Origin of the sequence: Salinicola salarius (assembly GCF_003206135.1) — a bacterium.
Taxonomy (GTDB): Bacteria; Pseudomonadota; Gammaproteobacteria; order Pseudomonadales; family Halomonadaceae; genus Salinicola; species Salinicola salarius.
Genome location: NZ_PZJT01000002.1, coordinates 146,894 through 168,729 on the forward strand (window position 1 = coordinate 146,894; position 21,836 = coordinate 168,729).

Genomic DNA, 21,836 nt, shown 5'->3' on the forward strand with positions numbered 1-21,836 from the left:
CTTCGTCGTTTCATCGTCGCTTAGAGATGGTGATCGGTACGCAGCTCGTTGCGGTCCTAGGCGGTACGCGCTTTCCACTCTATCTCGAGCATGTCGAGAGTCCGATCGATCTGCTCGCGGGTGTGGTCGCAGTTGAGGAAGAAGCGCAGGCGCGCACTTTTCTCGGGCACGGCAGGGTGAAGGATCGGCTGCACGTTGATATCGTCCTTGAGCAGGGCGTCCGATAGCCCGGCGGCCAGCACGGAGCTGCCGACGATCACCGGCACGACGGCGACCCCGATGCTCTCGCCGATATCGAACCCCTTGAGCCGTGCCTGCTGCAGGAAGTAGCGCGAGATATCGTGCAGGCGCTTCAGGCGCTCGGGCTCTTCCTTCATCACCTGCAAGGCAGCCAGCGACGGCCCGGCCACCTGGGCGGGCATGCCCACGCTGTAGAGGAACCCCGGCGCGAAGTAGCGCAGCATTTCCACCAGTTCACGACAGCCGGCGATATAGCCGCCGCAGCCGGAGAGCGTCTTGGAGAGCGTGCCCATCCAGATATCGACATCGCCAGCCGGCACGCCGCAGTATTCCCGCAGCCCCAGCCCCCGGTCGCCCATCACGGCGAAGGAGTGGGCTTCGTCCACCATCAGCCACGCCTGGTGGCGCTGCTTGATCTCGACGAAGCGCTTCAGATCCGGAGCGTCTCCATCCATGCTGTAGAGCCCTTCGATCACGACCACCACGCGCTCGAACTGGCGGCGATGGCGCGTCAGCAGCGTCTCGAGCGCAGCCGGATCGTTGTGCGCGAAGCTCATGCGGCGCGCGCCGGAGAGCTGCGCGCCGACCACGGTGCTGTTGTGGATGTACTCGTCGTGAAGGATCAGGTCCTTGGGGCCGAGCAGGTAGCCCAGCGTCGAAACGTTGGTGGCGTGGCCGCTGACGAACGCCACGGCGTCTTCGACTTCATACGTCTCGGCGATCGCCCGTTCCAGTTCGTGGTGGATCGGCCGTTCGCCGGAGACCGGGCGGCTGGCCGAGACCGAGCTGCCGTAGCGATTCAGCGCATCGATACCGGCCTGGATCACCTTGGGGTGATGCGCCAGGCCCAGATAGTTGTAGCTGGCGAAATTGATGCACTCGCGCCCGCCGATCACCGTTGTCGCCCCGGCAGTGCTCTCGTGGACCTTGAAGAACGGGTCGGGAATACCCAGGCGCTTGCCGCCTTCGCGCATCATCTTGAGCTGTTGATAGCCCGGATGACGGTCGAAGCGGATGAAGCGCTCGTCGACGCTGGTCGCGGCCGGCCTGGGGGCGGTATCACCCTCCGGCCGTTGCTGGCGGCGCTGGCGGGCTTCCTGCAGCAGGCGCTGCTTCAGCACGTCGCGGGACTGGCTCATGATTTGGCCTCCCCGGCGTCGCCCTGTGATCCACCGCCATTCTGCAACACCTCGACGCCGTGCTGGGCGGCCAGACCGCTGAGGGCGTCTTCATCGCTGTCTGACGGGGCTTCGTCGCCACGCAGCTTGAGCATCAGGTAGTCGCACAGCTTGGCCAGCGTGCCGGCCTCGCTGAGCACCATGACCGGGACCTGGACGCCCAGGCGGGCTTCCAGTGCGGTCACCAGCTCGACACCCATCAGCGAGTCGAAGCCCATGTCGTAGACGGATTTGTGAATATCGATCTTCTCCTCGTCGATCAGCAGGATCTTGGCGAGCTCCTTGCTGAGGACGTCGATCAGAGTGGTGTAGAGCGCTTCCGGCGCCAGACTGGCCAGCAGCTTCTGCAGGTCATCGTCGCCTTCCTGGCTGCCGTCGTCCTCGGCGGTGCGAGCGATTTCCCGGTAGCGCGGCGCTTCCGCCGTGGGCAGGAAGCGCGCCAGGGCGCGCCAGTCGAGTTCGAGCACGCCGAGCGAGGCGACATCGGCCACCAGCATGCGCTCGAGCACCGCCAAGGCATCGGCGGAGGTCAGCGCCTGGCCGCCGAGACGTTCCTGCAGGCTGTCGCGGGTCTGGGTGTTGCGGGCCAGGAAGCCCACGTCCTCGATCGCGCCCCAGCGCACCACCGTGGCCGGGCGCCCGTTGGCACGCCGGTGGGCGGTGAAGGCTTCCAGCCAGTGGTTGGCAGCCACGTAGCTCGCCTGGCCGGGGTTGCCGAACAGCGTGGTCGCCGAGGAGTAGACCACGAAAAATTCGAGCGCGTCGTCGACGGTTAGCGAATCCAGATGGCGCGCGCCTTCGAGCTTCGGCGCCATGGCGTGACGGATGCGCGATTCGTCGAGATTGCGGATCAGGCCGTCGTCGATGACGGTCGCTGCGTGGACGATGCCGTGAATCGGCCCCAGCGATTGACGCGCTTCGTCCAGCACGCGTTCGAGCGCCTCGGCATCGGTCACGTCACAGGCGCGGGCCGCCACCGTGACGCCGAGTGCTTCCAGCCGTGCGATGCCGGCTTCGGCTTCCTCGGTGACGGGGCCGCGACGACTCAGCAGCAACAGCTGGCGCGCGCCCTTGGCGGCCAGCCATTCGGCGGTGGCCAGGCCGAAGCCGCCGAGGCCGCCTGTCACGACATAGGTGCTGGCGGCATTCAGCGTCAGCGGAATGTCCTTCGCGGGGGCCGGCGCCATCTGCGGCGGGCGTTCGTAGGTGACGACGACCTTGCCGATCTGGCGAGCCTGCTGCATGTAGCGGAACGCCTCGACCACGCGGTCGCTGCCGAAGGCGATGTACGGCAGCGGCGACAGCGTGCCGTCGGCGAACAGCGCCATCATCTCGGTGAACAGCTCGCCGGTGAGTTCCGGCAGCTCGCTCATCAGCTGGTCGGAGTCGACGCCGAAGTAACTCAGGTTGTTGCGGAACGGGCGCAGTCCGACCTTGGTGTTCTCGTAGAAGTCGCGCTTGCCGAGTTCGATGAAGCGGCCGAACGGCTTGAGCACGCGCAGGTTCTGGTTGATCGCTTCGCCGGCCAGGGAGTTCAGCACCACGTCGACGCCATCGGCGCCGACACGCTGGCCGTTGCCGTCGCCTTCCCGGGTCTGACGCTCCAGGAAGTTGTCGTGAAGAATCTCTTCGGCGAAGGTCAGGCTGCGCGAGTCGTAGATACGATCGACTCCCATCAGCCGCAGGAAGTCCTGCTTCTCCGGCGAGCCGACAGTGGCGTAGATCTCGGCCCCCAGCCAGCGGCCGACCTGGATCGCGGCGAGGCCGACGCCGCCGGCCGCGCCGTGGATCAGCAGCCGTTCGCCGGGCTGCACACGAGCCAGATGCTTGAGCGAGTAGTAGACGGTGAAGAAGGTCGTCGGGATCGTCGCCGCGGCGGCATAGCCGATCTCGGCAGGAATCCTGGCCACTGCGTTGACGTCGGCGATCAGCCGGTCGCTGAAACTGGCGGGGCCGAAGCCGACCACTGCATCACCCGGGCGCAGCGAGCCATCGGGATCGCCGACGCTGATCACTTCACCGGCGAACTCCAGGCCCAGCGTGGGGCCGGCGAAGCCGTTTTCGATCGCTTCGTCGGAGAGCAGGCCGAGCGCGTACATCACGTCGCGGAAGTTGAGTCCGGTGGCCTTGACCGCGATCTCGACCTGGCCGGCTTGCGGTGCGGGCAGATCATGCGGCTGCCAGCGCAGATGGCGCAGCTGACCCGGCAGCTCGAAGCCCAGGCTGACGGCGCGATCGCTGGCGGAGGCTTCCTCGCCGTCGACTTGCGTGCCGGGCGCCGGTGCCAGACCCAGCCTCGGCACCCAGCGCTGGCCATCGGCGTCGAGCACGATCTCGGTCTCCGCGTCCGGCACGCTGAGTTCGAACAGCAACGCATCCAGCAGCTCGTTGGACAGCGTGTCCCGGCTCGACAGCGGCAGATCCAGCAGCCGCACCTGGCGGCTCCCGGCCTCGTTCTGCAGCGAGCGGCCGAAGCCCCACAAGGCTGCATCTTCAGCTAGCCCGGAAAGCTCAGACGACGTAGAACCGTGCGGCGCGCTTGCTGCGGCTTCGGGCGGTATAGAAAGCGCGGTGGCGCCGGACCGCGTAGAAAGTTCGGATAGTTGGCTTACAGCATCGTCGAACCGCATCGAACCGAACGGCGCTTTTGCTGCGTCTTCGGGCAGCTTGGAATAGTGCGCACCCACGCCCAGCGTCAGCCACCAGAGCGCAGAAGGGCTCTCGTGAGCCTCCAGTGTCTGCAACCACTGGGCGGCCAGCACGCAGCGGTCTTCGGCGGCGCTTGCCAGGCCGCGCAGATCGACGATCTGGCTCGGGTTGAAGGACTCGAGCGCCAGCGGGAGCAGGTCCTGAGGCGCCAGTTCGCTGCCGACCAGATGATGCGCGGTCTGGCCCAGCGTCTCGAAGCGCGTGACGAGTTTCGCGGCCAGCCATTGAGAGTGGTCGTCGCTGATGATAAGCCACTGCTCGGCGGGATGGGCCGCATCGCCACGAAGGCGCTCGGATTCGGTTTCCGTCGAGCGTGCCGCCATCGGGGCCTGGACGGTCAACAGCTGCAGGCCGCCTTGCTCGCTTTCCAGCGCGTGGCGTTCGATCTGACGATACCCCAGCGCTTCCAGTTGCTGCAGCGTGGTCTGGAGGTCGGCAGGACGGGTGTCCGGTTCCATCGCCATCGACAGGAACGACTGCCAGTCGGTGTCGCCCAGTACCAGGAACGCGATCTGGGCGTCGTCCGCCAACTGCGCCGGTAGCCAGCGCAGCAGCTTGTCGATTTCGTTCTGCGTGCCATCCAGCGTCACCAGCGCGACATTGGCGCCGATCGCGGGCGCGGCGGCATCGAGCGTCAGCAGATCCACCCTGGCGTCGTGTTCCGCCAGGGATTGTGCTTCGCTAGACGCGCTGTCTCTCAGGGCGGCGAAGCGATACTGGGCGCGATCGCCGGTCAGGCCGCTCATCAGCCGTTCGCCGAGCTGCGGACGCAGCGCCGAGGCTTCGAGCATCACCAGCCGCTGGTGGGGCGGCAGCAGCTCCAGCGACATGGCGTATTGCGAAAGCCAGGTATCTGCCAGCGCGTACCAGCCGCGTTCGCTGACGGCAGCCTGTACCAGCCGTGTCAGGCGCGGAGCATCCAGGCCCAGCGTGGCCCGGCTATCAGGATGATCGTCGAGACGCCCTTCGAGCCAGTCCGTCAGGTGCAGGCCGAAGCGGCCGATGCTGTGGGTCAGCGCGGCGTAGTCCGGGTAGTCCCGAATCAGCAGGTTCCATATCGTTGCTGCGTCGATCTCCGGCGCTTCCTGCAACTGCCAGCCAGTCGGCGTTTCCGCCGCGATGCCGATGGCAAGAGCGAGTTCGATCACCGCCTGGCGGCGCTGGCGGGGCTCGGTCGTGCCGGCCTCGAGAGGCCCGGCGAGCAGTGGGTCGGTAAGCAGTTGATCGGCGAAGAGCTGGCCGTCGCTGTCGGCATAGCTGCGCAGCGCCTCGTCGAGAAACGCGGAAACCAGTGTCTCGAGCAGCGGTTCGACTTCGTCGCCGTAGCGGCCATCGGTCACGCTACGATAGTTCTCGATCAGCTGACCCAGCGCCAGTTCGGCGGTGGCGTCGTCGAGCGGCAGCGCGGCGGCTTCACGCGGCGCCGGCACCAGGCGATGGTCGAGATAGCTGAGCCGGTGCTGTACGGCGTGGCGCAGGCGGGCGGCCTTGAAACGCGCGCCCTCGACCACCGCCACGGTGTTGCCGGCGGCATCGAACAGCGCGACGTCGGCGCACAGCGAGTGCGGTGCGCGATTGGTCAGGCGCACTTCCATCGACGCCGGCGGCGCGGCATCGACCTGAAGCTGGAGTCGCTCCAGGCGCACCGGGACGAAGGCCAAGCCACCGGCCTTGGCGAGTTCGTCTGCCAGCAGCGGGATGAACAGCTGGAAGGCGCTGTCGAGAATCCCCGGTGCCAGCAGGCAGTCGCGCTGATCCTCGGCAATGGCAGCGGGCAGCTCGACGCGACCCACGGCACGGTCGCCCTCGATCCAGATTTCGCTGATCGCCTGGAAGCCGGGGCCATACTCCAGCCCCACGTGCGCGGCCATCGCCAGATGCTGTTCGCGGGTGACATCCGCCGGCCGGTCCGGCAGCGGCGTGCCACGACGCGTCAGCAGCAGGCCACGCGTCTGCGCCGCGATGCGGGCGCGGGCATTGAGCGTCCAGGCATCCTCGCTGGCCGGCTCGCGGGTCTTCATGGTCAGGGTGCCGTCGGCATCCTGGATCTCCAGTTGCAGCTTCTTGCCGTGGGCGGCGTCGAGCAGCAGCGGGCTGAGAATTTCCAGCGCTTCGATATCCAGCACCGGCGATGCCTTGGCAGCCGCGGCGGCGGCGAGCGCCAGTTCCGCGAAACCGGCGCCGGGGAATACCGTGGCATCACCGACGCGGTGGTCGGCCAGCCAGGGGAGGCGGCGGGTATCGAGCTGGCTTTCCCACGCCATGCCCTGACGCGCCAGGCGGTAGCCCAGCAGCGGGTGTTCGTAGTGGCGTCCCATCAGGCCCTGGGAGTCGCCGGTCGTCTTGATCCAGTAGCGCTCGCGCTGCCAGGGGTAGTGCGGCAAGTCGACGAAGCGACCGGCAACCGGGAACCACGCCTCGGGAGAAACGGCACCGCTGACCAGCAGGGCGGCGAGGCTGGCTTCCATGGCACTGGCGCCGTCATGATCGCGGCTCAGCGTGCCGATGGCGCTGCCGGTGACCGATCGGGCTGTGAAGGCGTCGGTCAGGTAGCGGCGCAGGATGGGCTGGGCGCCGATCTCGATGAACGCACGGGCACCGGATTCGATCAGCGAATCGACCGCCGGCCCGAACTGCACCGGCTCCCGGATGTTGAGCCACCAGTATTCGGCACCCAGTTCGCTGCCTTCCAGCACCTTGCCGGCGACGGTGGAGATGAACGGCACGCGACCGGCGCGAGGCGTGATGTGTCTCAGGGCGTCGATCACGTCCTGGCGGATCGGATCCATGGCCGGGCTATGGAAGGCGTAGTCCAGCGCCAGGCGTTTGGCGAAGACCCGCTCGGCGGAGAGCGCCGCTTCCAGGCGCTCGAGCGCTTGCGTGGGGCCGGCCAGCGTCACGCCCTTGGGGCTGTTGTCCCCGGCGATCACGATGTCCGCATAGCCCTTGGAACCGTCCTTGGAATCGGCGGGATCATCCAGCCAGCGCTGCATGGCATCTGCACCGAGGCCGACGGCGGTCATCTCGCCGCTGCCCCGAGTGCGGCCCTGGCAGGCGCTGCGGTGATAGATGACGCTGACCGCATCGGCCAGACTTAGTGCGCCGCAGGCCCAGGCCGCGGCAACTTCACCGACGCTGTGGCCGGTGACGGCTGCGGGGCGCACGCCTTCGGATTCGAGCAGTCGGGTCACGCCGACCTGAAGCGCGAACAGCGCCGGCTGGGCGATTTCCGTCCGCGCCAGGCGATCTTCGCCTTCGGCGGCGTTCTGTTGATTGATCCCCTCCAGCTCGGCACGCAGCGAGAAGCCGGCGTGGCTGGCGAACAGCGCGTCGACCTCGTCGACGGCGGCAGCGAAGACCGGGGATTCGTTCAGCAGCGTACGGCCCATCGCCGTCCACTGGCAGCCGTTGCCGTCGTAGACGAATACCGGGCCGAAACCGTTGTCGACCCGTTCGCCAACGGCGGCGCCGGGAACACTCTCGGCGGCGGCCAGGGCATCCAGCCGGGTGATCGCATCGGCGGCGTTGTCGCTGAGCAGTACCGCCGCGTGCGGATGGCGTTCGCGGCGGAAGGCCAGGCTGTAGGCGGTGTCGTAGAACGACACGTTGCCCGCGGTCAGGTTGTCGCTCAGGCGAGCGGCGAACTCGCGCAGCGCTTCCGGGCTGCGGGCGCTCAGGCATAGCGGCAGTTTGCGGACGGGTGCCTTGGGTTGGCCGGCTGCCTCGGGCTGCAGCGTCTCGCTCGGCGACTGCAGAATGACGTGGGCATTGGCGCCGCCGAAACCGAACGAGTTGATGCCGATGGTCAACTGGCCTTCGGCTTTCAGCTTGCGCGGCTTGTCTACGATGTCGAGATTCCAGCCTGCCAGGTCGATCCGCGGGTTGACCTTGCGGATACCGATAGTGGCGGGTACTTCGCGTTCACGCAGGGCATAGAGCGCCTTGGCAAGCCCCGCGACGCCGGAGGCGGTCTCCAGGTGGCCGAGGTTGCTCTTGACCGAGCCGATCGGCAGCGGCGTCTTGCGCTTCTGGCCGATCGCCGCCCCAATGGCGCGGGTTTCCAGCGGGTCGCCGACGGCAGTGCCGGTGCCGTGGGCTTCCAGGTAGTCGATATCGTCCGGCGTCAGCCCGGCACGCGCCAGGGTCCGGCTCATCAGCGCGACCTGGGCGTCGGTGTTGGGGACGGTCAGGCCTTTCTTGAACCCGTCGGTATTGACACCGCTGCCGGCGACGACGGCCAGGATCCGGTCGCCGTCGGCGACGGCCTTGTCGTAGTCCTTGAGCAGGAAGATGCCGCCGCCCTCGGAGCGCACGTAGCCATCCCCGGATTCGTCGAAGACCTGACAGCGTCCGGTGGGCGAGAGCATGCTCGCCTTGGAGAAGATGATGAAGCCGAACGGGTGCAGATGCAGGCTGATGCCGCCGGCCAGCGCCATTTCCGTTTCGCCGCTGCGGATCGACTGGCACGCCTGGTGAAAGGCGACCAGCGACGAGGAGCAGGCGGTATCCATCGACATGCTCGGGCCATGCAGGTCGAACACGTAGGAGATGCGGTTCGAGGCGATGCTCGATGTGTTGCCGGTCGCGGTCGAGGTGTCGATCACCGACATGTCGTCGGCCATGCGGTACGAATAGTCGAGACTGGCGATACCCAGGAACACGCCACATTGACTGCCGCGCAGCGTCTGCGGCGGGATGCCGGCGTCTTCCATCGCTTCCCAGGCCATTTCCAGCAGGATGCGCTGCTGCGGGTCCATCTGGGCGGCTTCACGCGGCGAGATGCCGAAGAAGCTGGCGTCGAAGCCGGCAATGTCGCCGAGACTGCCGGCGGCAAAAGTGTAGCTGGTGCCAGGGTGCTGCTTGTCGGGATGGCGATAGGCCTCCATACCCCAGCGGTCGTCGGCGACCGTGGTGACGAGGTCTTCACCCGCCTTGAGCGCTTGCCAGAAACGTTGTGATGTCGGGGCACTCGGGAACCGGTGAGCTGCGCCGATGATGGCAACGCGTTTGGTCATTGGGACTCCTTGCTTCGTAGCATTGGCTACGCCTTTCTCAATTCGCACCAAACTCGCCGGTATGGTCGATAATTATGTCGTAGATCGTTGTGCCAAGTTTATCGGCTGAGAGCGTCATTCGTACGTTATCGCTCGAATGGGGTGCGGTCTGCCAGATGAAATAGTTCGTTAAACCATCCGGCTCGCCATGCAGTGCGTAGACTTTTGGCATGATCGGCACGTGGTCTCCGTAGAAACCCAGGATGCCGGGCCGTTCACTTCTCCGAAGAGAATCCCTGAGTCGTGCAAGCATACTATCGGTATTGCGCAGATGCCTTAGATAAACCGTTAGCGCTTCGCAACCGCGGGTAACGCCGCCTTCGAGCCACCGTTCGGCGACGGTCGGGTCTGCCGTTTCCAGATGGAGCGGGCCGTGATTTTCCATGCTGATCACGAAAACGAACAGCGGTTTGTCGTCGGTCGCTTCCAACTGCTTCTGAACTCGGTCCGCCAGGGCGAGATCGCCAGTGTACTGGCCGTCGCGCTCGCTGATGTCGAAGTCGGCGATATCGATGAACGTATCGAAACCCAGGTTGGGATAGACCTTGTCGCGCAGATAGAAACTGGCCGGATACGGATGAATGCAGACGGTGCGATAACCCAGGCGTTTGAGCGCACCGGCCAGATTGTTGGCCGGCAGCTTCGATAACTGATGGTAGGGGTTGAAGCGATGCACGCCGAGCCGGGACGGCGTGAATCCGGTGAGCACCGCGCACTCCGTGCGCACGGTATTGGCACCCCAGGCGGGTACATCGAAACGCCCGCTCTGCAACGCTTCAGCCGTCAGCGCGTCGTACTCGCCGAGCAGTTCGCGGCGAATGGCCGGGTGCCAGTCGCGCGGATCGAAGAAGGATTCGCTCTGGACCAGTACCACGTTCGGCAGCCTGGCGGTATCGATCGCGTCAGGATCGGCCGGCGCTGCGAAGGCGGCATCGTTGTCCTGGCGATCGATGGGGTGGCGTGTCAGCCGACCGTAGGCCCAGAGATAGGGGTAGAGGCCGAGCCTGACCAGGTCTTCGTTGGGCTCCAGCGTGCAATCGGGCAGGCGGGGCAGTTGCCGGGCCAGTACGGCAACGCTCGCCGCGACCAGCACCAGCGTCCCCAGCAGCGACCAGGGCGCATCGGCATGTCCGTAAAGCGAGGGCTCGAGCCAGAAGCCGATGCCGATCGCGATGGCGCCGACCGCGCTGGCGGCAATGGTCAGGCCGATACCGAAAAACGGGATGTAAAGCCGAGGATGGCGCACCGCATCGACGAAGTACTCGAAGTCCTGACACAGGAAGGGTTCCCGCAGGGAGGTCGACTTGGTGTTGTTGACCTGGATGACCACCATCTGCAGCGAGGCGGCGATCACCAGCGCAAACCAGGGGCGCTGCACCACCAGCAGCCAGAAGGCGAAGTGCAGCACCGCAGTCGCCAGATGTACGGCGATCGCGGCCGGTGCACGTTGCCACAGCGGCTGGGGGCGAGGTTTCAGCAGTAGTTCGAACAGGCTGGTGACGACCAGCGTGGCGATCGTGGCCCAGAACCCGTTCCAGAAGCCGTGAATCATCAATGCGCTCCGTCGCCATGGTCGGGGTCATAGCCGAGCCAGTTGAGCAGGCGCTGGGAGATCGCCGCCGGCAGCACGGCCAGCCACCAGCAGCCGAAATTGAGCGGGAACGGGAAGCTGATCCGGGCACGGTTGCGCTCGATGCCCCGGGCGATGACCTTGGCGGCGCGTTCGGGTTGCCACAGAAACGGTTTGGGGCCGGGCATCTCGTGGCACATCTTCGAGCTGACGTAGCCCGGCATGACCACGCTGACGCCGACGCCGTAAGGCGCCAGCCAGCCGCGCAGCGCTTCGCCATAGGCTTTGACACCGGCCTTGCTGGCGCTGTAGCTCGGCGTGACCGGCAGGCCGTGATAGGCCGCCAGCGAGCTCATCAGCACCAATTGCCCGCGCCCGGCGGCGCGCATGCGTTTGCCGAGGAAGTTGCCCATCGCCATCGGCACGCGCAGGTTGATCTCGAGCAGACGGCTGGCGTCTTCCCAATGTTCGCCACTGCCGTCTTCGCCGATGTTGATGTTCATGCCGGCGTTGACGATGACAATATCCGGCACTGAGGGGGCACACAGCGATTCCAGCCAGGCGAACAGCGCTTCGTCCTTATTCTGTTTGAATTGGCCCTGTTCGAACTGGCCCGGTTCGGCCTGACCCAGTTCGACCTGGCTCAGCTCGACCTCGGCACCGGCGTCGCGGCAGTTATCTGCCAGCGTCTCGAGCACGTCGCGCTGCCGGCCATGCAGGATCAACCGGTTGCCGGGCCTGGCATAAACGGCGGCCAGCGCCTGGCCGATGGCCCCGGTGGCGCCGGTGATGACGATTCGGGTCATGACGCGATCTCACCCATGAGTTTTTTTAATGGAGAGCGCTCTCTTTGTAGCGCTTGAAGAGCATTTTCCGCAGCCAGATCGATGCCGGGGCGGCAGTAGAACCCGCCGTTGATTTGAACCGTCTGGGCGACCGTTCGCCGGTAGGCCCGGAACAGCTCTGCATCTGGCGCAGGGGTATTGTGCCAGAAATCATCCAGCGTGCCTTGGTGGGTCAGCCCTGGCATGTCGTAGATCGGTGAAGCCAGGGTGTGGGTCGGGCAGCCGAATCCCAGCGACACGTTGCCGGCGGTGCTGTTGACGGTGATCAGGCCGTCGGCCCGTTTGAGCAGGGCCTCGAGGTTGCCGCCCTCAAGATAGACCAGACGGTCGCCCAGGTCGTACTCGTGGGTCAAGACCTTGATCAGCCGTGCGTACTGGGCCAGCCCCATGTCGAGCGGGTGGTTCTTGATCACCAGAAATGCATCGCTTGGCGCATGGTAGGCGAACGAGGCGGCCACCTTGCCGATCACCTCCTGCATGTTCTTGTAGTCTGAGTGGTAGCGGATCTGGGCGTCGCTCTTCAACTGCAGCGGCAGCAGGTAGAACGGGCGCCGGGATTCCATCAGCGCCTGCAGGCGCTCGTTGTCACGCCGTTTCCAATGCGGCTCGCGGAGCTTGCGCAGCAGGAAGCCGGCGTACTCCACCGGCGCCGTGACCAAGGCATGATTGCGGTAGTGCGGATGCAGGAACGGGTTCGCGGCGCCAGCCAGGTGATAAAGCACGTCATGCCGCGCACGGGTGTGGAACTGGTTGGGGAAGGCCAGCGGTCGGCCGGCGCTGGGCAGGCGCTTGCCGGCTTCCCGATACCAGTCCGGGTCGCGTGGCAGCAGCGAATGGGCGTTGACGCCCTCGCGCTCCAGCGTCACCCAGTAAGGCCGGAAATAGCCTTCCTCGAAGACATGATTGCGGATGCCGCGGCGACGCGCGGCCAGAATCGCTCGGCGATGCACCGGGCGGCGATCGCCGAAGACCACCTGGTCGGTGATGCCGTGGCGATCCCAGATTCCGCAAAGGAATTCGGGAATGTCCTTGGCCTGGCCACGATAGACGTAGGTGTTTCCCTGGCGCCAGTAGACACTGTCACCCACGGTGAAATTGATCTTGGTTACCGAGTGACCCGCCGCCAGCAATCGCGCGCCCAGCCGGTCGAAAAACGGTGAGCAGACGCCTTGTAGCAACAGAAAGTGTTTACGCATGTTGCTCAAGTCATTGCCTTCTGGAAAGCAGGTTGCGGTATAGCCGGTAGAAGCGGACGCGAAGGGGCAGCCCCGATCGCCGATCACGCTGCTGCTGCATCAGTTCGACGGCGGTATCAGCGTTGCAGAACTCGCCGGTAACGGGATCCACGTAGGTCGGGTACATCAACAGTGCGCCGGCGATCAATTCCTCCAGCGTCAGTCGTCGGTGACGGCGCGGGGAGGATAACCGATCCTGAGTCAGCCCCCAACCGGCGTAGAACGGCAGGCCGTAAGTATGCACTTTTACACCCCGCATCAATCCTTCGAATCCCGTCAATGAGCACATGGTGTGAATCTCGTCGGCGAGCTCGATCAGGTCGACGATGTCGCAGTCGACCAGTTCCAGGTCGTAAAGGTCGCGCGCTGTGCTGGCGAGTAGGCCGACTCGTGCACCTGAAACGACATCCGGATGAGGCTTGTAGACGATGAATGCATCGGGCCGATTCTGTCGGACGGCCTCGAGCAACGCCTGGTTGGACTGAATCTCGGGTGAGCCGTAGGCGATCGAGGCGTCACTCTCGACCTGGCCGGGTACCAGCACGATCGGGCGAGAGCCGACCATGTCCTGCGGAAGCACGGGCCGCGTCTTGCCACGCACGTTGTATTTCGACAGCTTCAGCTCGATCAGGCGTTGGCGCAGGCGGTTGGCACGTGCCAGCAGCGCAGGTTCGAAATCCGTCTCCGCCAGCAGATGCTCGAGGTCGCTGGCGTTGTTGGCATCGTAATAGAGCCCGCGAGAGTCGAAGGCCAATGACAGCGGCCGGGTCAGGTCGACCCCGAGCCCGACCGAGCGCACGAAGCCGTCCTCCATCCGCCAAAGCTTGAGGTCACGCTGGCGACATAGTGCCTTGAGCTCCTCGGTGGCCTTCTGCCCCCACACCACCAGACTGTCACGACCCTCGAGTTCATGGGGCTGGGGATGGTCGTTCTGAATGAAGCGTACGCTCGACGCCGGGCCGAGAAAATCGGTAATGAAGGCGCGCTTCCAACTGGAAAACCCGACTGCCAGCCAGTGCCCGGCGAGGCGGTCCCGTTGACGCTTCTGATCGGCGATCAGATCGATGGTGGCCTCCAGCGTCGAGGCTTGTCCGGTATAGGGGTTGGCGTAGCGGCAGTAGCGTAGATAGGCCGCGGCGAACAGTTCCGGCAGTGTGCGATGTCGCTGGCGGCGCTCACAGCGTAGCGCATCCCGGGTCAGCCCCCAGCCGGCATAGAACGGCATGCCGAAACAGTGCACCGGCTTCTTCGCCATCAGCGCTTCGAACCCCAGCTGGCTGGTGACCACGTAGACCGCATCGACGGCGTCGATCAATGCCCATGGATTGAGGTCGTCACCGACCAGCCGACAGCGGGGGTGCTTTGATGCCTGGGTCAGATAACCCTGCTTGCGCCCGGCAATGACGTCGGGATGGGTCTTGACCAGGATCTCGGCATCCGGATGGTCGGTGATCGCGCACTCCAGCATGCGCTGGAACGAGCTGGCATCGGCCATGCCGTGAGTGATGGAGGCGTCGTTGCGGGTCTGGTCGATGACCAGTACCCGCGGCCGATCGGCGGGAGGCAGCGGCCGATCCGGCGCGTGATTGTATTTCGACAGCCGAAGCTGGCGCAGACGCTGCATGGCCAGGTTGGCACGTGCCAGTTCGTCTGCTTCGAAGTTGGCCTCGGCGAGCAGCCGTTCCAGGTCGGATGGGCGGGTCGCGTCGTAATAGATGCCGCTGTAGTCCACGACCAGGCTGTGCGGCTGGGAGTAGTTGACGCCCAGCCCCAGCGATCGCAGGAAGCCATCCTCGATGGCGACATACGGCAAGCCGCGCCGTGCGGCGAGCTTTCTTGCCTGTGTCGAGGTGGGCTTCAGGCCCCAGCCGAGAATCGCGTCGACGGGCTGGCGGCTACCGGGCTTGAGGCGAACCTGGCGCGAATACTCCGGTAGCAGGCAGTGGATGATGTTCCAGCGCGCCAAGCCTTTGGAGAGATAGCCGGCCACGCGTGAGGAGGACGGTCGCAGGGCTGTCGAATCGTTGGGCATGGTCACTAAAGCGGGTGCGGTCCGTCGTCAGAGAGAACGTCAAATTAAAGTCTGCATCACGGATTCGAGCCGCCATCGTGGCATCGAGGCGGCTCGAGTGGCCGGGATCGGTACGAAAGTTCCGTACGTTACCCCGAGCGTGAGGCAATCAGAGGGGTAGTGTAACGCAAAGTTCGCGCCCGGCGCGTCTCTCCAGTGTGTCGAATTGATACGCGCCAGGAAAATTCGTAATCGTTAATGAGTTAACGAATGAAGCAAATGTAAGCAATCTTTTCTGCGGGAAAAGTCGATGTTGGAGGTATTAATAAACTCAACCTTTGTCTTTTCCTTAAGGGGTATTTAATTCCTTTCCTCCAGCGTAAATCGATGAGGAATATCGTGAGAGGGTGTCTGGGCATTTTGCGCCCTGTCATTTTTAAAAATGAGAAGAATCGCCATTCAGGCTTTCCTTGTCATTGTTAATGAATTTTATATTTTCTTATAAAACAATGACTTGTTGTGATTTCGTGGCGCTCGTTCTTTAGCATGAGACATTGATGTACAAGTCTTTTTCAAAGACCTTTTTAGGTGGTTTTGACGCTTTACATGAGCTTACCTGTCACGATTTTAATATTTGACTCTGACTAGGTAGTTGGTCGAAAAAGGTCTCGAAAATAACAAGTGGAAGCGGCGTCCCGAGTGTTCTCGAGCCGGTTTTGACTATTGGAAACTTTCGTTTCGTTACTCTCGATCGGATGCATGGAAACGTTATGCGCGAATTCACAATCAGGGCTCTCACTCACCTTCGGCAACTCGAAGCAGAATCGATCCAGATCATTCGGGAAGTGGCTGCGGAGTTTCGCAACCCGGTAATGCTGTATTCGATCGGCAAGAATTCGTCGGTGATGCTGCACCTGGCGCGCAAGGCTTTCTACCCGGGGACGCCGCCGTTTCCGCTGTTGCACGTCGCTACCACCTGGGAATTCCGCGAGATGAGGGCGTTCCGCGATCGCGTGGCCGCTCAGGTCGGCATGGAGCTGATCGAGCACGTCAACGAAGAGGGCCGGGCCACCGGGATCAACCCGTTCGATCACGGTAGCGCCAGATATACCGACCTCATGAAGACTCAGGCGCTCAAGCAGGCGCTGGACAAGTACGGCTTCGATGCGGCGTTCGGGGGGGCGCGAAGAGACGAGGGAGCTTCCCGTGCCAAGGAGCGCGTCTACTCGTTTCGCGACAAGCACCACCGTTGGGACGCCAGACAGCAGCGGCCCGAGCTGTGGAGTCTCTACAACGGCAAGCTCAACCCGGGCGAATCGATCCGGGTGTTCCCGCTTTCCAACTGGGCCGAACTGGATATCTGGCAGTACATCCATCTCGAGTCGATCGCTATCGTGCCGCTCTATTACGCGGCACCACGCCCTACGGTCGTGCGGGACGGCCGGCTGATCATGGTCGACGATGCCCGGTTCCCGCTGGCTGCCGACGAGGTGCCGCAGGAGCGCTGGGTACGCTTCCGCACGTTGGGCTGCTACCCGCTGACCAGTGCCATCGAGTCACGCGCGACCACCTTGCCGGCCATCATTCAGGAAATGCTGCTCGCCCGTACCGGCGAGCGCTTCGGTCCCGTCGTGGATCATGGCGGCGTTGGTCCGGTGGAGCAGAAAGCGCGCGAGGGGTACGTCCGATGACCCTTCAACCCGCGCTGTTCGCCAATGATATCGATCGCTACCTCAAGGAGCACGAGAGCAAGGGGCTGTTGCGCTTCATCACCTGTGGCAGCGTCGATGACGGCAAATCGACCCTGATCGGCCGGCTGCTCCACGACTCCAGGATGATCCGGGAAGACCAGCTGGCTGCGGTGACGCGGGATTCTCGGCTACGGGGCAGCGTGGGCGGCCAGGTCGATCTGGCGCTACTGGTCGATGGGCTGCAGGCGGAGCGCGAGCAGGGCATCACCATCGATGTCGCCTATCGGTTTTTCTCCACCGACAAGCGCAAGTTCATCATCGCCGATACCCCGGGACACGAGCAGTACACCCGCAACATGGCCACCGGCGCTTCCACTGCCAGCCTGGCGGTGATCCTGATCGATGCACGCTACGGCGTGCAGTTGCAGACCCGGCGGCACAGTTTCATCTGCGACCTGCTCGGCATTCGTCACTTCATGATCGCGGTCAACAAGATGGACCTGGTCGACTATTCCGAGGCCCGGTTCCAGGAGATCGTCGCCGACTACCGCGACTTCGCCGACGGGTTGAACGTGACCGACGTGCGCTTCTTGCCCATATCGGCGCTGAACGGCGACAACGTCGTCAATCCCAGTAGCGATATGCGCTGGTTCGACGGGGCGCCGCTTTTGACCCAGCTCGAGCAGATCGAGATCCTGGCGGTGCAGAACCTGCACGAGCTGCGCTTCCCGGTGCAGTACGTCAATCGACCCAATCTCCACTTCCGGGGTTACTGCGGCACGCTGGCGGCCGGTGCCGTCGAGGTGGGGACCGAAATTCGGGTCGAGCCCTCCGGCCAGCGTTCGAGCGTGGCGCGTATCGTGACCAACGACGGCGACCTGAACGTGGCCTATCCGGGGCAATCGGTGACGCTGACGTTGCACGACGAGATCGACATCTCCCGGGGCGACACCCTCGTCGCGGCGAACAGCGACATCGAGCCTTGCACGGCATTCACCGCCGACGTGGTGTGGATGCACGAGACGCCGCTGATGCTGGGCCAGGAGTACGAGATCAAGGCCGGCACCCGCATCGTGCCGGGGCGTGTCGTCCGCATCGTCTATCAGGTCGACGTCAATACCATGGCGCGCAGCGCCACCGATACCCTGGGGCTCAACGGCATCGCCCGCTGCCAGATCGAGGTCACCCAGCCGCTGGTGCTGGATAGCTATCAGCGTTCTCCGGAAACCGGCAATTTCATCTTCATCGACAAGCTGAGCAACCTGACGGTCGGCGCCGGCATGGTCGTGGATGCGCTGAACGTCGGCCATATCGTCTGGCACGACATGGCGGTCACCAAGCGTCGGCGTGCCGAACGCAATCGCCAGAAGCCGAGCATCATCTGGTTCACCGGGCTTTCCGGGGCGGGCAAGTCCACGGTGGCCGATGCGCTGGAAAGACAGCTTTTCGGCATGGGCTACAACACCTATCTGCTGGACGGCGACAACGTCCGCCACGGTCTTTGCCGCGACCTCGGCTTCAGCGACGAGGATCGCCAGGAGAACATCCGCCGGATCGGCGAGGTGGCCAGGCTGATGGTCGATGCCGGCATGGTCACGCTGGTCTCGTTCATCTCACCGTTTCGCGACGACCGCCGCATGATCCGCAATCTGGTGGAAGACGGGGAGTTCATCGAAGTCTTCGTCAATACCCCGCTTGCGGTCTGCGAACAGCGCGATCCCAAGGGCCTTTATCGCAAGGCGCGTCGCGGCGAGATCAGCCAGTTCACCGGCATCAGTTCCCCTTACGAGGCGCCGGAATCACCCGAAGTCGAAATCGATACCTCCGCTTATGACCTCGAGGAAACCGTCGGGCGACTCATCGCGGCTCTGCGTCGGCATCGGATCATTTGAAGGGCATGAATCCCGCTCGCACAGGCGGGCGTGCAAGCAGTCGATTTTTCAAGAATGGGCAGTCAGCAGGTGGCAGTAAGTGGGTAGAGAAGCAGCAATCCATTACATCGCAACAGCAGGCAAGGTTCTCGGCGATAACGCACGGGAAATCGAGGGAAAGGTGGGCACGATGAAAAAAGCAGTCAGGAAAGTCAGGTTCGATCGCGCATCTCGATGGCTGGCGGTGGCGCTGACGCTCGCCGCCGTCTCGGGGTGCGCGACCTCCTATCAGCAACGCCCCGATACGGCCGTGGTGCCGATGGACGATGCCACGCCGGTGAACGCGGCGCTGGCGACGTTTCTCGACAGCGCCGCCACGGGCAGCGTCACCACGCTCGCCACGTCGCCCTGGGGCGCCAACGTGGCGATTCATGCCCGCGAACGCTACTTCTCGGCCAGCGGCCGGCGCTGCGTTCGTCTGGATGTCACGCGCAACGCGGCACCGGCCAGCCTGCCGGCGGGGGAAATCACCTGCCTGGTGCCCGGTAAAGGCTGGTACGCACAACGTCTGGTGACGGAAATCATTCGCTAGATCGCATCCGAAAAGCGTTCGGATGCGTGATCGGCGAAGCCGTCAAAATCCGTCGTTCCAGATGCCGGAGCGACCTGGTTGCCACCGAATTGACGAGTGCCTTCAGCGGCATTTGACCGGCTATTCAATGTTTCGAGATCCGGTATTCGTGGCCTGAAAAAACGTGAAGGAAGGGAACCATCATGAAGCGGGTAGCAATGATTTTCCGGGCCATGTGCCTGGTGGCGGTAGCGTGCTTGAGCGCCAACCTTGCTCACGGGCAGGACATCGGATTGAACAGCAGCACGCTGCTGGGCAGCGACCAGGAAGCACAGGCGATGACCTCGCAGTCGGAAGAGGGCGACATGGCCGAGACGCCGCCGCGAGCCGACTGGGATAGCGGCACTTACGGGCCGGTCGATCCCCGGGCACAGGCGATGGTCGATCCCAATACCCTGCCGCCGTTCGGCGAGAACCTGTTCAGCGGCGGCTTCCGCGGGATGATGGCCGACGGGCTCAACCCCGACTATCTGATCAAGCCCGGCGACCAGATCACGATCCGGGTCTGGGGCGGGGTCGAGATCGATCGCGTGCTGGCGGTGGACGCCCAAGGCAACATCTTCCTGCCGAGCATCGGGCCGTTGCAGGTCCAGGGCATCTCCAATGCCCAGCTCAATGCCAGGGTGCGTGGGGCGATCCAGTCGGTCTACCCGGAAAACGTCAGCGTCTACACCAATCTGCAGGGCGTGCAGCCGGTGGGGGTCTTCGTCACGGGCTACGTGATGAATCCGGGGCGCTACTCGGGGACCCCGAACGATTCGGTGCTCTACTTCCTCGATCAGGCGGGCGGCATCGATCAGGCGCTGGGCAGCTACCGTCAGGTCTTGATCAAGCGCGGCAACCGGGTCGTCGACATTGTCGATCTCTATGACTTCCTCATCGATGGCGATATCGCGCGGCCGCAGTTTCGGGACGGCGACACCATCGTGGTCGAGGAGCGCGGACCGGCCATCAGCGTCGTTGGCGACGTGCAGAAGAACTACCGTTACGAGCTGATCGGCGATGCCCTGACCGGACAGGACGTGATCAACCTGGCGCGACTGAAATCCGGCGTATCGCATGTGCTGCTTCGCGGCAGCCGTCCGTCCGGCCCGATCTCCCGCTATCTGCCGCTGGCGGAGTTCCGCAGCGCCGAGGTGCGCCGCGGCGACGAGGTGCTGTTCAGCGCCGACCTGCGCGACGAGACCATCGTGGTCCAGGTGGAGGGCAGCTATTACGGGCCTTCACGTTATGCGCTGCCGCGGGATGCGCGTCTGGGCGAGTTTCTCAACGCGATCAGCGTGCCCCAGAGCATGACCAGCTATCAGGATATTTCCATCCGCCGGATCAGCGTGGCGGAGCAGCAGGCCCAGTCACTGAAGGACAGCCTGCGTCGGCTCGAGACGACCTATCTCGGTTACCCGGCCCGCACGGCCAAGGAAGGCGAGATTCAGGTGCGTCAGGCGGAGCTGATCGAGCGGTTCGTGCGGAAGGCGTCCCAGGTCAAGCCGACGGGTCGGCTGGTCGTCGCCCGGGAAGGCAATGTCGCGGACATCCGACTACAGGACGGCGATATCGTCACGATCCCCGAGAACACCGACTCCGTCCTGTTGAGCGGCGAGGTGATCATTCCTCAGGCGATGGTCTACACGCCAGGCATGAGCGCCATGGATTACATCCAGCAGGCCGGCGGATTCACGCCCAGGGCCGACGAAGATCAGGTGTTGGTGGTTCACCGCAATGGTGCTGTCGTCCAGTCGGGTCAGACCCGGATGCGCGCCGGCGACGAGATCATCGTTCTCCCGGCGGCCCCGACTAGCAATATCGAACTGGCTTCCGCGATTACCCAGATCCTGTTCCAGGTTGCCGTGGCGACTCGTGTGGCGCTCGACCTATGAGCGCACTCGATCCGCGATCTTTCCGCCTGACGCGTCCGTCGCGCGCACTCTCTCGGGGGTAATCCATCATGGCTACGGATTCTTTACGACCGGATTCTTCAGGATCCGATTTCGCAAGACCGCCCGGCGCGCCTTCCCGCTCTCCGTGGCGGGTGGCCCGGAGCGTCTGGTTCGCCATGTTCATGCGGGAAGCGATCTCGCGCACCATGGCCGATCGCATGGGCTGGTTCTGGATGATCTTCGAGCCGCTGGCGATCATCGGCGTGATGGTGTCGGTGCGGGGGCTGTTCATGTCCGGCCGCCACATCGCCGGTGCCGATTACGTGGCCTGGATGGTGGTCGGGCTGATGGGCTTCATGCTGTTCCGCGAAAACATGATGCGCTCGATCGGCGCGGTGGAAGCCAATCGCGGGCTATTCGCCTATCGCCAGGTCAAGCCGATCGATCCGGTGCTGGTCCGCTGCTTCCTCGAAGGCATGCTCAAGTCGCTGATCTTCATCCTGTTCATCACGATCGGCAGCCTGCTCAAGTTCGAGCTGATGCCGGACTATCCGTTCGGCGCCATGATGGATTGGCTGTCGTTGTGGGCGCTGGGCTGGGGCATGGGGCTGACGCTGTCGGTGCTGGGCGATCTGGTGCCGGAAATCGGCAAGGTCGCTCGTATTCTCAACCTGCCTTTGCTGCTGCTCTCCGGCGTCATCTTTCCGGTGCTCTACGTGCCGCATCAATACCGGGAATACCTGTTGTGGAATCCGATCGTCCACGGCCTGGAGAGCATGCGTCTGAACTTCTTTGCCGGCTACCACACGATCGACGGTATCGACATGACGTATCTGTGGTTCTGGGCGCTGGCGCTGATTTCGCTGGGGCTTGTCCTTCACATGCGCTTTCGCGATCAGCTGAAAGCGCACTGATTTTTCAGAC

At 64.1% G+C, this 21,836-nt stretch carries 11 protein-coding genes; 5 read left to right on the forward strand and 6 right to left on the reverse strand.

The genetic code is table 11. The annotated features are described in order from the left end of the window. Window positions 1-56 precede the first annotated feature (56 nt). From DOM32_RS01850 to DOM32_RS01880, 6 genes are read right to left on the reverse strand one after another with little or no spacing between them, the layout of a single operon-like run. Window positions 57-1,379 (reverse strand): aminotransferase class I/II-fold pyridoxal phosphate-dependent enzyme, encoded by a 1,323-nt coding sequence (locus DOM32_RS01850; protein WP_110630672.1) that lies wholly within the window; start codon window positions 1,377-1,379, stop codon window positions 57-59. Then, a complete protein-coding gene (locus DOM32_RS18000; protein ID WP_244179764.1) occupies window positions 1,376-9,142 on the reverse strand; it encodes a type I polyketide synthase in 7,767 nt (2,588 codons plus the stop codon). The genes DOM32_RS01850 and DOM32_RS18000 overlap by 4 nt, the downstream gene beginning before the upstream one ends. A gap of 37 nt (window positions 9,143-9,179) precedes the next feature. Next, entirely contained in the window at window positions 9,180-10,733 is a 1,554-nt protein-coding gene (locus tag DOM32_RS01865; RefSeq protein ID WP_110630674.1) for an LTA synthase family protein, read from the reverse strand. Continuing rightward, window positions 10,733-11,557, reverse strand: coding sequence for an SDR family NAD(P)-dependent oxidoreductase (locus tag DOM32_RS01870; protein ID WP_110630676.1), 825 nt, complete (start codon window positions 11,555-11,557; stop codon window positions 10,733-10,735). The genes DOM32_RS01865 and DOM32_RS01870 overlap by 1 nt, the downstream gene beginning before the upstream one ends. After that, window positions 11,554-12,792 (reverse strand): capsule biosynthesis protein, encoded by a 1,239-nt coding sequence (locus DOM32_RS01875; protein ID WP_110630678.1) that lies wholly within the window; start codon window positions 12,790-12,792, stop codon window positions 11,554-11,556. The genes DOM32_RS01870 and DOM32_RS01875 overlap by 4 nt, the downstream gene beginning before the upstream one ends. A 10-nt stretch (window positions 12,793-12,802) precedes the next feature. Continuing rightward, window positions 12,803-14,863 (reverse strand): capsular polysaccharide biosynthesis protein, encoded by a 2,061-nt coding sequence (locus tag DOM32_RS01880; RefSeq protein WP_110630680.1) that lies wholly within the window; start codon window positions 14,861-14,863, stop codon window positions 12,803-12,805. A 749-nt stretch (window positions 14,864-15,612) separates the two neighbouring features. Between DOM32_RS01880 and cysD the strand changes: the two genes are divergently transcribed. The 5 genes from cysD to DOM32_RS01905 all read left to right on the forward strand — a co-directional run bounded on the left by cysD (window position 15,613) and on the right by DOM32_RS01905 (window position 21,826). Next, complete coding sequence (gene cysD, locus DOM32_RS01885; RefSeq protein WP_110630682.1) at window positions 15,613-16,533, forward strand: sulfate adenylyltransferase subunit CysD; 921 nt, start codon at window positions 15,613-15,615, stop codon at window positions 16,531-16,533. Then, window positions 16,530-18,425 carry a sulfate adenylyltransferase subunit CysN gene (gene cysN / locus DOM32_RS01890; RefSeq protein ID WP_110630684.1) on the forward strand — a complete coding sequence of 632 codons (1,896 nt, stop codon included), beginning with the start codon at window positions 16,530-16,532 and terminating at the stop codon, window positions 18,423-18,425. The genes cysD and cysN overlap by 4 nt, the downstream gene beginning before the upstream one ends. Window positions 18,426-18,594: 169 nt before the next feature. After that, window positions 18,595-18,996, forward strand: coding sequence for a DVU3141 family protein (locus tag DOM32_RS01895; protein WP_110630686.1), 402 nt, complete (start codon window positions 18,595-18,597; stop codon window positions 18,994-18,996). A 182-nt stretch (window positions 18,997-19,178) separates the two neighbouring features. Beyond that, a complete protein-coding gene (locus DOM32_RS01900) occupies window positions 19,179-20,912 on the forward strand; it encodes a polysaccharide biosynthesis/export family protein (RefSeq protein ID WP_244179765.1) in 1,734 nt (577 codons plus the stop codon). A gap of 176 nt (window positions 20,913-21,088) precedes the next feature. Next, on the forward strand, window positions 21,089-21,826 hold the full coding sequence (locus tag DOM32_RS01905; RefSeq protein WP_110630688.1) for an ABC transporter permease: 738 nt from the start codon (window positions 21,089-21,091) through the stop codon (window positions 21,824-21,826). The last annotated feature ends 10 nt before the right edge of the window (window positions 21,827-21,836 follow it).